11 protein-coding genes and 1 pseudogene are annotated in these 13,156 nt (G+C 63.4%); 8 read left to right on the top strand and 4 right to left on the bottom strand.

Annotated elements, in window-relative coordinates; genetic code table 11:
- From JQK88_RS26285 to JQK88_RS36445, 5 genes and pseudogenes are all read left to right on the top strand, one after another.
- A partial coding sequence (locus JQK88_RS26285; RefSeq protein ID WP_210388385.1) for a hypothetical protein occupies positions 1 to 1,158 on the top strand: 1,158 nt, incomplete at its 5' end.
- A 55-nt stretch (positions 1,159 to 1,213) separates the two neighbouring features.
- Positions 1,214 to 1,606: a hypothetical protein gene (locus JQK88_RS26280; RefSeq protein WP_203279918.1), complete on the top strand. Its 393-nt coding sequence runs from the start codon at positions 1,214 to 1,216 to the stop codon at positions 1,604 to 1,606.
- A 141-nt stretch (positions 1,607 to 1,747) separates the two neighbouring features.
- A complete protein-coding gene (locus JQK88_RS26275; RefSeq protein WP_203279917.1) occupies positions 1,748 to 4,141 on the top strand; it encodes a peptidase domain-containing ABC transporter in 2,394 nt (797 codons plus the stop codon).
- Positions 4,138 to 5,460: an HlyD family type I secretion periplasmic adaptor subunit gene (locus JQK88_RS26270; protein WP_203279916.1), complete on the top strand. Its 1,323-nt coding sequence runs from the start codon at positions 4,138 to 4,140 to the stop codon at positions 5,458 to 5,460. Before JQK88_RS26275 ends, JQK88_RS26270 begins: the two co-directional genes overlap by 4 nt.
- A gap of 58 nt (positions 5,461 to 5,518) precedes the next feature.
- Positions 5,519 to 5,656 (top strand): annotated as a pseudogene (locus JQK88_RS36445) (HlyD family type I secretion periplasmic adaptor subunit); the annotation flags it as partial.
- A 71-nt stretch (positions 5,657 to 5,727) separates the two neighbouring features.
- Here JQK88_RS36445 and JQK88_RS26265 read toward each other — a convergent pair.
- Entirely contained in the window at positions 5,728 to 6,375 is a 648-nt protein-coding gene (locus JQK88_RS26265) for a ThuA domain-containing protein (protein ID WP_203279915.1), read from the bottom strand.
- 244 nt (positions 6,376 to 6,619) lie between these two features.
- Here JQK88_RS26265 and JQK88_RS26260 point away from each other — a divergent pair, with 244 nt between their 5' ends.
- On the top strand, positions 6,620 to 7,276 hold the full coding sequence (locus tag JQK88_RS26260) for a YjbE family putative metal transport protein (RefSeq protein ID WP_203279914.1): 657 nt from the start codon (positions 6,620 to 6,622) through the stop codon (positions 7,274 to 7,276).
- 13 nt (positions 7,277 to 7,289) lie between these two features.
- Here the strand turns inward: JQK88_RS26260 and JQK88_RS26255 are convergent, their stop codons facing one another.
- Positions 7,290 to 8,675 carry an FAD-binding oxidoreductase gene (locus JQK88_RS26255; RefSeq protein WP_203279913.1) on the bottom strand — a complete coding sequence of 462 codons (1,386 nt, stop codon included), beginning with the start codon at positions 8,673 to 8,675 and terminating at the stop codon, positions 7,290 to 7,292.
- Between the two features lie 225 nt (positions 8,676 to 8,900).
- Here JQK88_RS26255 and JQK88_RS26250 point away from each other — a divergent pair, with 225 nt between their 5' ends.
- A complete protein-coding gene (locus tag JQK88_RS26250) occupies positions 8,901 to 9,920 on the top strand; it encodes a LacI family DNA-binding transcriptional regulator (RefSeq protein ID WP_203279912.1) in 1,020 nt (339 codons plus the stop codon).
- A gap of 92 nt (positions 9,921 to 10,012) precedes the next feature.
- Here the strand turns inward: JQK88_RS26250 and JQK88_RS26245 are convergent, their stop codons facing one another.
- Both JQK88_RS26245 and JQK88_RS26240 read right to left on the bottom strand, forming a co-directional pair.
- Entirely contained in the window at positions 10,013 to 11,161 is a 1,149-nt protein-coding gene (locus JQK88_RS26245) for a Gfo/Idh/MocA family protein (protein ID WP_203279911.1), read from the bottom strand.
- A gap of 267 nt (positions 11,162 to 11,428) precedes the next feature.
- Complete coding sequence (locus tag JQK88_RS26240; protein WP_112566013.1) at positions 11,429 to 12,190, bottom strand: DeoR/GlpR family DNA-binding transcription regulator; 762 nt, start codon at positions 12,188 to 12,190, stop codon at positions 11,429 to 11,431.
- Positions 12,191 to 12,352: 162 nt separating this feature from the next.
- On the opposite strand from JQK88_RS26240, the gene JQK88_RS26235 reads away from it, so the two are divergent.
- Positions 12,353 to 13,153 (top strand): class I fructose-bisphosphate aldolase, encoded by an 801-nt coding sequence (locus JQK88_RS26235; protein WP_203279910.1) that lies wholly within the window; start codon positions 12,353 to 12,355, stop codon positions 13,151 to 13,153.
- Positions 13,154 to 13,156 lie beyond the last annotated feature (3 nt).

The raw sequence follows: 13,156 nt of genomic DNA, 5'->3' as shown, positions 1-13,156 counted from the left end.
ACGCTGGCGTCGGGCGCAGTGCAGATGAGCGTCACCCGTACCGACGGCGACGGCGACACCGCCACCGACTCCGGCAACGACATCGGCCTGCTCGTCAAATTCGACGATGACGGGCCGACCATCGCGGTCAACGACATCACGAACGGGACCTACGCCGCAGGCGGGAGCAGCACTTGGCCCAACGCTCTTGGCGCGGACGGGTTCAAGTCGCTGAACGTGACTTTCAACGACTACACAATCGACGCCCACTCCACTGTGCCCGTCAACACCTCGCTCGGGACGCTGACGACAACCAATGCGAGCGGGAACTATGTCTTCAACGGGACGATCACCGACGACTTCACTAACGACGGCATCGTCAACCCTCAGTCGGTGGCGTTCCAGCTGACATTCGATGCGGTCGATCCGGGGTCCGGCACCTACAACATCCAGCTGACAACCCCGCCCGGGGCGATAACGACGATTTCGAGCGCGAACGGAAGCCTCGATGCGGGCGGGCCGGATCCGGTGCGGACGCTGACAATCGGAACCCGGTCAATTGTGTTCTCGGCCGTCAACGCCACTGCGGCGGTAGGTGATATCGAAGGCAATTTCAACAAGACCGAAGCCCAAATCCAGACCAACCCGCTCCCGGCCTATATCAGCTCGGCAGCGATGAACGTCAGCACCTCGGGCATTGGGCTGGCCAACAACAACTTCGACGGCAACGCCCTTGCCGGCGTTGACGGCCAGACGACACAGGGAGGTGCCTTCGACGAGAGCTTCGTCATTGACCCGACGGCTTTCCTGGTCAGCAGCATGAAGGTCTTCATCGACAATTCGGTCGGCGGCTACGACCCCACGACCGAGGGCATCTTCTACAGGACCTACACCCGCAACGCCGACAACTCGATCACCGTGGGCGCGATTACCAAGGTGACGACTGTCACTTCAGAAGCCGGCGGGCAAAAGAGCTTCGTCATCCCCTCCGTCAACCAAACGAATGACTTGGACGCGGTCCAGCTCTTCATGGGTTCGGGCACCGTGAAGATCCCGGTGATCGAGTTCAGTATTTCCAACACGTTCAACCCGGAGCCGCTCGACATGAACTTCACGGCAACCATCGCCGATGGCGATAATGATGCCAAGAGCGACACGTTCCACGTCGCGATTGCTTAACGCGCATGCGCAGCGGCCGGGCCGAAAGCCCGGCCGCCTTTTTTGGAGTAGGTAAATGGACGTGGTGCCCGAAACCTTTGTCGACGCGTTTGGCGAGATCTCGCTCAAGCATGGCATGATCCGCATCGAGCTGGTGTCGCTGTCGGGCTCCGAGCCGCGCGTGACGCAGCGGCTGATCATCAGCCTGCAGGCCTTCTCTCAAATGCTGCAGGCGCAGAACGGCATGCGCGAACAGCTCGAGAAGGCGGGCGTGATCCGCTCGCCGCAGCCATTGCCGGGAGCCGAGCCGGGCTCCCAGCCCACGTCTCCCCCGCCAGCAGGGGAGGAAATGGGAGGTGGAGCAACGGTGGTGCGGCTGATGCCGCAGCCGGCATCGCCTGCGGCGGCAACACCCGCGGCAACAGCGCTGCGGCTGCCGAAATCGCCAAATTTCAGCGACGAGCAATAGCGAAATGCGTCAGTACCTCATGCCGAACAGAGCCCCTCGCCGGCCTTCATGGCGCAGCGGAAGCGGGAGCACGCCGAGGCCCGTTAGCGTCACGGCGCCCGTCCACGCGCCGACCAGCCAACACGCCGCGGAGCGAGAGCCATGAACGATCTCTACGGCGAACTGAATCGCTGGTTGTCGGATGCGCTCGCCACGCTGGTTGCCGCCGGGCACGGCCTTGTCGAGTGGAGCGCTCCCGGTCTGCACAGATTGAGCGACCTGGCCGAGTGGCTCCACAGGCCGAGCCCCCCGGTTCAGTTCCTGTGTACGGTGCTCGTATGGCTCATCCTGGCCTGGACGACCCGAACGCGTTCGCCCGCCGTCAAGGCTGTCACTACGAGTTATCTGCCCGGCAACGTGGAAGGATCTCCAGTCGAAACCGCACTGCAGTGCCTTGTCGCCATCGGGCGGCACTACGGCATCGATCTTTCCCCCGAGCGCATCAAGCACGACTTTGCGCTGAGGCCCGACGACGACATCACCCGGCTGCTGCCGAAGATCGCCCGCAGCAGCGGCATGCGCAGCCGCAAATTGAAGGTCGGCTGGAAAGATCTCCAACGCCTCGGCGACGCCTATCCGGTGATCGCCCGGCTGACAAACGGCAACAGCGTCGTCCTGCTCGGATTCAACGAGAACAAGGTCGGGGTCCTCGACCCCCTCGCCGACCGCCTCGCGGTATTGCCCCTCGACCAGGCGACGTTCTGCAGGAAGTGGACCGGCGAGCTCCTGCTGCTGCGCCGCTCATTCGCGCTGACGGATGAAAGCCGGCCCTTCGGCTTCACCTGGTTCCTCCCGGAAGTCGTCCGCAACGGGGCGATGTTCCGCGACATCGCGGTGGCCGCGGTCGCGCTGCAGGTGCTGGCGCTTGCCCTGCCGATCTTCATCCAGATCACGGTCGACAAGGTGCTCGTGCACCAAGCCTATACGACGCTCGCTGTGCTCGCCATCGGGGTCAGCGCCGCGGTCCTGTTCGACGCGATTTTCAACTATCTGCGGCGCATCCTGCTGGTCTACGCCTCGGCGCGGATCGATGTGCGCACCTCGATCCGCACCTTCGCGCGTCTGCTGTCGTTGCCGATCGATTTCTTCGAGCGCGCCTCGGCCGGCGTCATCACCAAGCACATGCAGCAGGTCGAGAAGATCCGGGAGTTTCTGACCGGCCGCCTCTTCCTGACGTTGCTCGACGCCACCTCGCTGCTGGTTATCGTGCCGCTGCTGTTCCTCTACAGCAGCCGCCTCGCCATAATGGTGCTCGGCTTTTCCGCCCTCACCGCTTGTGTGATCGGCGGGCTGATCCCGCTCTACCGCCGCAAGTTGCGCGTCCTTTACGAGGCCGAAGGGCAGCGTCAGGCCTATCTCGTCGAGACCATCCACGGCATGGAAACGGTCAAGGGGTTGGCGACCGAGCCCTTGCGCCAGCGCGACTGGGACGCGCTCTGCGCCCAGGCCGCCGAGTCGCGGTTCGACGTTGGGCGGATTTCGACCTCGGCGCAGGCGGTGATCGGGCTTCTCGAAAAGCTACTGACGGTTGCGGTCGTCGGCTTCGGCGCCCTGCTGGTCTTCGACAACCGGATGACGGTGGGCGCGTTGATCGCGTTCAACATGCTGTCGGGCCGGGTCACCACGCCGCTTTCACAGATCGTCGGTCTGGTGCAAGGCTACCAGGAGGCCGGGCTCTCGGTGCGCATGCTCGGCAACATCATGAACCGCAGTCCGGAGCGGCCACCGAATGTGCGCGGCCTGCGCCCGCCGATCGCGGGCACTGTCGAGTTCGAGCATGTGATCTTCCGCTACAGCGAAAGCGCTCCGCCGGCCCTGAACGACGTGTCGCTGACCATCCCGGTCGGTTCGGTTTTCGGCATCGTTGGGCGCAGCGGCTCGGGCAAGTCGACATTGACGCGGCTGATGCGCGGCACGTACCCGATCCAGCACGGCTCGGTGCGGATCGACGGTCATGATATTCGCGAGCTCGACCTCCCGCATCTGCGCAGCAATGTCGGCGTCGTGATGCAGCAGTGCTTTCTGTTCCGCGGCACCGTGCGCGAGAACATCGGGGCGACCAGGCCAGATGCGACCCTGGAGGAGATCGTCCACGCCGCGACGATGGCGGGCGCCGACGAGTTCATCAAGCTTCTGCCGCAGGGCTACGACACCTTGCTCGAGGAGGGCGGCACCAACCTGTCGGGCGGCCAGCAGCAGCGCCTGTCGATCGCCCGTGCCTTGCTGCGCCAACCGCGCATCCTCATCCTGGACGAGGCGACCTCCGCGCTTGATCCCGAGAGCGAGGCGATCGTCCAGGCAAACCTTGCTAGCATTGCCGAGGGGCGAACCGTGGTCATGGTTTCGCACCGTCTGTCCTCGCTCGTCGCAGCGGACGCCATTGTCGTGCTCGATCGCGGCCGGATCGTCGATCACGGGAAACATGGCGAACTCCTGTCCCGCTGCATGACTTACCGACAGCTATGGAACCAGCAGAACAGGCATCTTGCCCGATGAGCACGCTCCTTCCAGCAGTGAGAGACTTTCAAAGCGATGCCCGCAAGATCGACGAGCGGCGCCCGCCCTGGGTCGTGGGGGCCACGCTGTACGTACTTGTCGCGGTCATCATGGTCGCAGGCATTTGGGCGTCGGTGGCCAAGGTCGACCAGATCGTGGTCGCACGAGGCAAGCTGGTGACGACGGCCTCGACGATTGTCGTGCAGCCGCTCGAGATCTCGACCGTGCGTAGCATCGACGCCAAGGTGGGCGACATCGTGCGGAAAGGCGACGTATTGGCGACCCTCGACGCGACTTTCAGTGAAGCCGATGCCGACCAATTGCGGGGAAAGGTCGCGAGCCTCGCCGCGCAAATCGGGCGACTCGAGTCCGAGCTCGACGACCGGCCGTACAAGCCCCAAAACCTGGATGACGAAGCGCGCCTGCAGACGACGATATGGATCCGGAGGATCGAGGAGAACAAGGCGAAGCTGGCTTCTTACGATCGGCAGATCGGTAATGTTCAAGCCCAGATGGCGACCAAGAGCGCCGATCGCGAGGCGTTGGAGCTCCGCCTTGGCGTGGCAAAGGATCTTGAGACGATGCGGGACGTTCTGGTGAAGAGGGAGGTCGGCTCGAAGGTCGACTATCTCTCTGCCAAAGGTCAGCGGCTGCTGGTCGAGCAGGAATTTCTGCTTGCGGGCAATAACATGGCTGAGCTCGAGGAGAATGTGGAGCGCTTGAAGGCCGAGGAAGCGGCTTACCTCGCAGAGTTCCGCCAGAAGACCGCTGAGGACCTGGTCCAAGCGCGCCGCGACCACGATGCCGCGGCCAGAGAACTCGACAAGGCGGTGCGGCGGAAGGCTGTCACGGTGCTAACCGCACCCGCCGACGCGATCGTGCTCGAAGTGGCGCAGCGCTCTGTTGGCTCGGTCTTGAAAGAAGCAGAGCCGCTCTACACCCTCGTTCCTCTGGGCTCTCCGTTGGAGGCAGAAGTCTCTGTCGAGGGGCTCGATGTCGGCCATGTCGAGCCCGGCAGCGAAGTTCGCCTGAAACTCGAGGCGTGGCCCTTCCAGAAGCACGGTACCCTGTCCGGTAAGGTTCGAACCGTCTCGGACGACACCTTCACGCCGGATCCGAAGAATGCTGGGCAGCAGCGTCCTTACTACAAGGCACGGGTGGAGTTGACCGCGACCGACCTGCGTGATGTGGCGAGCAGTTTTCGCTTGATCCCCGGCATGGCGGTATCCGCGGAGATCAAGGCGGGCAACCGCACGATCTTGTCATATTTCCTCTATCCGCTCCTGCGTGGTCTCGACGAAAGCATCCGCGAACCCTGAGTCACGAAGCTAACGCGAACCGACGTCCGCCGGAGCGAGCGGTCGCTGATAACGGGTTCTCGCCAAGCTGGAGGGCCGCAAGCTGCTGCCCGGCATGTCGAGCGAGGCGATGATCCGGACAGGTGCTCGCACCGTGCTTTCTTACCTCGCCGAGCCGATCACGCAGAACTTCCGTCGGGCAATGCGGGAAAAATAGCCGCGGGCCGTCCAAGACTTCTTTATCTGACCGGAAAAAGACCGCCGCCCGACTTGACGACAGGCCCGGGATCAGGCCGCCCGGCTGGCCCACAGCACGCCGCGCTCGAAGATGGTGCGCATTTGCGGCACGGAAAACTCATCCGCCGTGTGGCCAAGCGCGCTGAAGAAGACGCGGCCCTTGCCGTAGCGGCGCTTCCAAACCACGGGCATGACGACGCCGTCTACGAAGTCGAGATGCTCGCCGCCAAACGTCGTCGTCGCCAGCACCTCGTTGCTCGGGTCGACATGCATGTAGTACTGCTCGGAACGGTAGGCGAAACCGCCGATGCCCCGCACGATCGGATCATCGCTGGTGATGTCGACGCGATAGTCGATGATGTCGCCGGGATGGGCGACCCATTGGCCGCCGGTCATGAAGTGATAGTCGGGCTCGTTGCGGAAGCTGTCGCCCATGGTGCCGTGAAAGCCGGCAAGGCCGGTTCCACCTCTGACGGCGGCTACAAGGTTTTGCAGCTCCGGTTTCTCGATCGTCGACATTGTGACCACAGGGACGATCAAATCGATTGCCGAAAGCTGCGGATCGGCGAGAGCCGAGGTGCCCTGTTCGATCCGCACGTCGAAGCCGTGGCCGGCCAGCATCTCGCTGACGACAGCGGCACTGCGGGCCGGGGTATGACCTTCCCAGCCGCCCCAGAAAATCAATGCCGTCTTGCCCATGCTCGTTTCTCCTTTGGTCGACGACATTGATAGGCAAGCAGACCGCTTTTGTCTTCCCTTTCCATGGAGCCATTTCTGTCGGCAAGCATCGATCCGGCGATGAATTCCGTGGATGAGGAACGATTGGCCGCGCCTGGCGTCTTGTTTCAATGCCGGGCCGCACTCAAATCAGCTGTCTTCGCGTTTGCGCAGACATCGGTCCGATCCGCCGCAACCAGCCGGAGCCTTCCGGGGAGACCGCTTTATGAGTTTCGACCAGACGACTGTTGCCGCCTATCTGGAAGTCATCACCATCAACCTCGTGCTCTCGGGCGACAATGTCGTGGTGATCGGCATGGCGGCCGCAGGTCTGGCCAAAGCATTGCGCCAGAAGGCGATCGTTGCCGGCATAGCCGCGGCCGCGGTGATCCGCGTCGTCTTTGCCGTGATCGCGGTGCAGCTGCTGGAGATCCCGGGGATCATGCTGGTTGGCGGCATGCTTTTGTTCTGGGTGTGCTGGAACATGTTCCAGGAATTGCGTTCCGCCGGCGGCGATGAAGACAGCGATGCCGACGCCGACCCTGCCGCGACAGCGCTTGCGGCGGTGCGGCCGGCCAAGGCGCTGCGCACGGCGATCCTGCAGATCGTGGTCGCCGATGTCTCGATGTCGCTGGACAATGTGCTGGCCGTGGCGGGCGCTGCCGCCCATGACATGAATGCGCTGGTGTTCGGCCTCATCCTGTCGGTGGTTCTGATGGCCGTCGCCTCGACGCTGGTGGCGGCGCTGCTTGCCAGATACCGCTGGATCGGCTGGCTCGGCCTGGCGATCATCGTCTACGTCGCCGGCAACATGACGCTGGACGGCATCGAGCAGCTGAGAACCGTCGACTTCCACGCGCTGCTTTCGTCAGCTGCGAGCTAGTCCCGCGTAGCATTCAAGCGATGTCGAAAATCCGCCCGGGGTTGAGAATGTTGTGCGGATCGAACGCCGCCTTGAGGCGGCGCATGGCCGATATCTCGGCATCGCTGCGCACCAGGCTCAGCCATTTCTTCTTGTCGAGGCCGATGCCGTGTTCGGCCGAGACGGCGCCGCCGCATGCGGCCACGCCGCGATAGATGATCTCGTAGGCGGCCGCTGGCTCCCTGGTGTCGACCTGATAGTGCAGATTGCAGTCGCCGAGGTGGCCGAAGACGTATATCTCGGCGCTGGCGTCCCTGGCGCGGATCGCCGCTTCGGCGTCGCGCAGGAAAGCCGCCATCGTCGACAGCGGAATGGAGATGTCGACGCCGATCAGGCCCTCGATTGCAAACAGGAAGCGGTTGGCCTCCTCGCGTACGTCCCAAAGCGCTCGAAACTCGCGCGGCGACTGCGAGACGACCACATCGTCGACGATGCCGTCTTCGACGGCCTGCATCAGCACCGAAGCAAAACGTTCGCCGTCCAGCTCGGCCTGGTTGCCCTGGATCTCGGCAAGAACATAGACGGGCGCGCCGGCAGGCAGCGGCGCCGGCGCGTCCATGCCGGCAATCATGGCGCCGTAGAGCGGCGAGAAATTCACCTCATAGGCCGAAAGCAAGGGACCGAGCCGCTGCTTCAGCAGCCCGAGCAGCGCGATTGCCGCCTCCAGCGAGGCAAGTGCGCAGAAGGCGGCGACCTCCGTGGCGGGCTTCGGATGCAGCCTCAGGCAGGCGCGGGTGACGACGCCCAGCGTGCCTTCGCTGCCAATGAACAGCTGGTTGAGATCGTATCCCGAATTGTCCTTGGCCAGGCCGCGCAGCGAGGTCAGGACCGAGCCGTCGGCAAGCACCGCCTCCAGCCCCAGCACCTGGGCGCGGTACATGCCGTAGCGCAGCACGCGGATGCCGCCGGCATTGGTGGCGATATTGCCGCCGACCGTCGCGGTGCCGCGCGCACCGATATCGACGCCGAACATCAGGCCGGCCGCATCGGCGCTTTCCTGCACCATTTGCAGCGGCGCGCCGGCTTCCGCGATGATGGTTGCCGCCTGGCGGTCGGGCGCCTCGACCACGGTCATGCGCTCCAGCGACAGAACCGCTTCGCCCGGCTGCACGCGCGCGGCGCCGGCCAGCCCGGTGCGGCCGCCATGGACGACCAGCTTCTGGCCAAGGCCGCTGCAAACTCGCAGGATCTCGGCGACTTCGCCGGCGATGCGCGGACGCAAGACCAGTTCGGGCCGGCTTCCGTCCTTGCCGGAGAGATCGTCTCCATAGCGCGGATCGACCGCATTGCCGGTGACAACAGCGGCGGCGTCGAGCCGCGGCTGAAGCTGGGAAAGGAGCTGATCGACCTGTTGCGTCATGGTTCCTGGATATTTCGCTTGCTCGCTGCGGTCGAGACTTTGATGCGGGACAATTTTCGCGTCAATTGATTACATTTACGCACGGTATAATTTGTCATTGCGCGTTGAAACGACTGAAGTTTCCTGTAAATTTCGTCTGAGGTTGCGTGGCGGCGCGCCGGCTACAGGACCGTGGGCAGCGCCAAGGGTGACCGAGGTTCTGGCGCCCGCCAGACGAGGGATCGAATGACGAAGCACAGGACGATGGAGGATTTCGCCCGCTCTTGCGGCGTCTCCAGGCCGACACTGTCGAAATATTTCGACGATCCGACCAGCGTCAAACCGGCAACGCGCAAGCGCATCGAGGAGGCGCTGCGCTCATCCGATTACCAGCCCAATCTGTTTGCCCGCAACCTCAATCGCAAGCGTACCCGCAGCATCGGCATCGTCGTGCCGACGGTGACCGATCCCTTCTATTCCGAAATGGTCAGCCGCATCGAGCTCAGGCTGCGAGACGAGGGCTACTGGCCCATCGTCATTTCCTCGCACGGTTCGCGCGAGCTCGAAATCGAGGCGACGCGCACCATCCTGTCGCTGAAAGTCTCCGGCGCGCTGATCGCGCCGCTTGGCTTGCGCTCGGACCGCCACGCGCTGGAGAAGCTGACGCAGACAATGCCGATCGTCTATTTCGACACCTATCTCGAAGGCGGCGCACCCTTCGTCGGCAACAACAACGCCCAGAGTGTCTCGACCATCGTCGACTATCTCTGCCGCTCCGGCGACGCGCCGGTCTATTTCGATATCCCGCACGTCAACCACAATTCGCCGGAACGGCTGAACAGCTATATCGGCGCCATGCAGCGGCTAGGCCAGGAGCCGGTCGTCATCGGCAACACAAGCGACTACACTTGGGATTTCGAGCGCATCGGCTACGAGCAGATGGAACAGATGCTTGGGGCTGGCGGCCTGCCAGGCAAGACCATACTGTGCGCCAATGACCGCCTAGCCTTCGGCGTGATGGCGGCAGCCTTCGCGCAAGGCAAGAAGGTCGGCCGAAAGGCGGACTGCGACCTGCGCGTCGCCGCCCATGACGACCATCCGCTGAGCCGCTACACCTGCCCCGCTCTGACTACCATCGCGCAGGATTTTGCCGCCATGGCGGGGCGCAGCGTCGAGACGCTGCTCGCTTTGCTCAACGAGGACACAGCGAGCTTCGCACCGAAGGTCAGCCTCGACGCCGCCCTGGTGATGCGGCAGTCGGCCTGAACACTTCCAAAGGCGGGGTCGAAGCTGCGCCATACGGCGACCGCGGCAGTAATGATGGCGTCGGCGGCGATATCGTCACTACGAACCTCCCATCAGGCAAGCAGGCTTGCCGCTTCCTCCTCGCCAAGCAGCGGCGGCTGGTCGACCGTGCCGTTGACGGCAACCGAGCCGCGGCTTTCGCCCGAAGCCAGGATCGCTTCCATGATCTCCAGTACATGCAGCGCCAGTTCGCCCGAGGGGCGCGGCTTTCGTCCCGTGCTCAGCGCGCACGCCAGATCGGCGACGCCGAGCATGCGGTAGTTGGCGCGGTCGGGCGCGGCATAGGGCCAGTTGCGGGCGCCGTAGAGCTCGCTCTCGCTGGCGAAATCGGCCCAGTCGGCGCCACGTGCCGACAGCGAGACCGTCCCGCCGAACGTGTCGGGGTCGGGCAGCCTGAGCGAGCCCTCGGTGCCGTGCAGTTCGATCGGGTGGTTGGAATGTCTGAACACGTCCCATGAGGCGCCGAAGGTGACGGTGGCGCCGGAACGGAATTCGAGCAGCGACAATATGTTTGTCGGCGTGCCGACCTTGAACGTCGTGTTCTTGAACGGGCCGTCGGCCGTGATCAGCCTCTCCTCCTGGCCGCGCGTCGCCATCGCCATGACGCGCTCGACCGGACCGAGCAGATTGACCAGCATGGTCAGGTAATAGGGACCCATGTCGAACACCGGACCGCCGCCGGGCTGATAATAGAATTGCGGATTGGGATGCCAGTGTTCCATGCCGCGTCCCATCATGAAGGCGGTGCCGGTCACCGGCTTGCCGATGGCGCCCTCGTCCATCAGGCGGCGGGCGCGGCGTCCGGCGGCGCCAAGGAAAGTATCGGGAGCCGAGCCGATCAGCAGGCCGCGCTTTGCCGCTTCGTCGACAAGCCGGCGGCCGTCGGCGGCGGTAGTAGCCAGCGGCTTTTCGGTGAAGACATGCTTGCCCGCCGAAAGCGCTGACAACGAAATCTCGAAATGCGCCGCCGGAATGGTCAGGTTCAGTACGAGGTCGACATCAGGGTCGGCGAGCAGCGCGTCGACGCCAAGCGCGCGGATGCCATATTCCCTGGCGCGGAGCTCAGCAATATCAGCCGAAATGTCGGCGCAGGCACGCAGCTCGACGCCGCCGAAGAGCGCTGCATTGCGCAGATAGGTCATCGAAATGTTGCCGCAGCCGATGACACCGATGCCGAGCTTTGTCTTTGATTTTCCCTGCATTTCCAGCTTTTCCTCCGAAGCCAATGGCATGCTTGGGGGACCGTCGTAGTGCAGCGGTCCACCTTCACAATCCGCTATACAGGATTTTAAATGTTGACGCGCGTAAAATTTTTATAGAGCATGTGATAATTCTGGCGCAGCGTTGGGAGGCCGCCAGCCTGAGGAGGAGAACATGACTGTCATGAAAAACGGCCGACCGCCGATACGAAGCCCGTGGGTCATGCGCGCATTGGCTCTTTTCCGTCGCGGTCAGAAACCGAGACGGGTTCAGGCATAGATCACCTTGGCCGCGATCTTATCAAGCTGGCTGCGTATTGGACCGGGCAGGCCATCGTCGGTGATCACCACATCGACGGCCGACAGCGAAAATGCCTTGGAGGTTCCGCTGACGCCCCATTTGCTCGAATCGGCGAGGAGGACAACGCGCCGGGCCATGCGAACGAGGTTTCGCTTCGTTCGCGCCATGTCTTCGTTCACGTCGACCACATCCAGTGACGAGTCTATCGCATGCGCTCCAACAAAGACCTGATGCGCTACCAAGCCGCCGAGAGCCGTATCGGCATCGGTGATCAGCGTGCTCACCGTGTCGGGATAGACCCGGCCGCCGATCATATGAACGTCGAGCCCGGGACGATGCATAAGATGCTGCACGATATTCATGGCCGTGGCCGCGACCACGACATTGCTGAGCGGCGGTAACTGCATGGCAAGCTGCATCAATGTCGAGCCGCCGTCGAAGATGACCGATTGGTTGTCCTCGAACAGGTCTACCGCCGCCCGGGCGATGCGCTTCTTTGCATCGAGGTTCGTTTGCATACGCCGGGCGAACGCGGCCGTGGTCGAATCGGTGGTCCGGGTCACCGCCCCTCCACGGGTCTTGGTCAGCAATCCCTTGCGGTCCAGTATCTCGAGGTCGGAACGCACCGTGACTTCCGACACGCCAAACCCGTCCGACAGGTCCTTCGTGCGCACCTGTCCGCTGCGCTGCACCTCACCCAGGATGGATTGGCGTCTCTGCTCCGACAACATTGCCCTGCCCTTGCCTCCCTGCGTCAAGCCACCGCTCTGGCCTCGGCTCACCTTACCAAAAATACGCAAATTCGAAAGCTTTCGAAAGATTGTTTTTCTTTTTTCTTTCGGAAACACTGAGTCCGGGATTTTGAAATCAACCGATCAGGGAATTTTGTACTCATGAGCCTAGGAACCAAGGTGCGTCTTGCGCGCCTCTTCTCGCATCCATCGGGGAACCTTTTTGGCGGCGCGGTCGACCACTTCGTCGGCTATGGCGACGTGCGCAAAGGCGGCCTTGCCGACCTGCCGGGTGCGCTCGCACGCGTCATGGCGGGCAAACCCGACTACGTCAGCATCCAGCCTGGCACCGCGCGCCATCTGTGGCCGCAATATGCGGGCAAAGCTTCCCTGGTGATTCAGGCGGGCTGCTTCACTCCGGACGATCGCATCAGCGAGTTGATCGCAACGCCCGAGGACGCGGTGCGCGCTGGCGCCGATGCGTTGGCCGTGGCCATTCCGGTGCGCGGCGCGACCGAGGGCAAATACATACGCTGGCTGACCGATTCAGTGAATGCGGCGGCCCGCTACGGCATGCCTGTGGTGGCACATATCTACCCTCGCGATTTTACCGACGGAGCAAAAATCGTCTTCACCCCCGACGAGATCGCCTATGCGGCGCGCATCGGCTACGAGTCCGGCGTCGACGTGATCAAAATCGGCTACACGGGCGATTTCGAGTCGTTCCGAGAGACCGTCCGGACTTGCCCGGTGCCGGTTGTGATCGCGGGTGGTCCAAAGACCGACACGCTGCTCGGCGCGCTTCAGCAGACGGCGGACGCCATCCGTGCCGGCGCACGCGGCGCCGTGGTAGGCCGTAATCTCTGGGGGCATGGCGATCCGGAGAAGGCAGCGCTTGCCTTTCGTGGCGTCATCCATGACGGCCTTTCGGCGCAAGACGCCCTGGCGAAGGCGGGGGCCTGAACG

It is taken from the genome of Mesorhizobium caraganae (assembly GCF_016836705.1).
In the GTDB taxonomy this organism is placed as follows: domain Bacteria; phylum Pseudomonadota; class Alphaproteobacteria; order Rhizobiales; family Rhizobiaceae; genus Mesorhizobium; species Mesorhizobium caraganae.
This window is presented reverse-complemented; position numbering and strand designations above follow the sequence as displayed.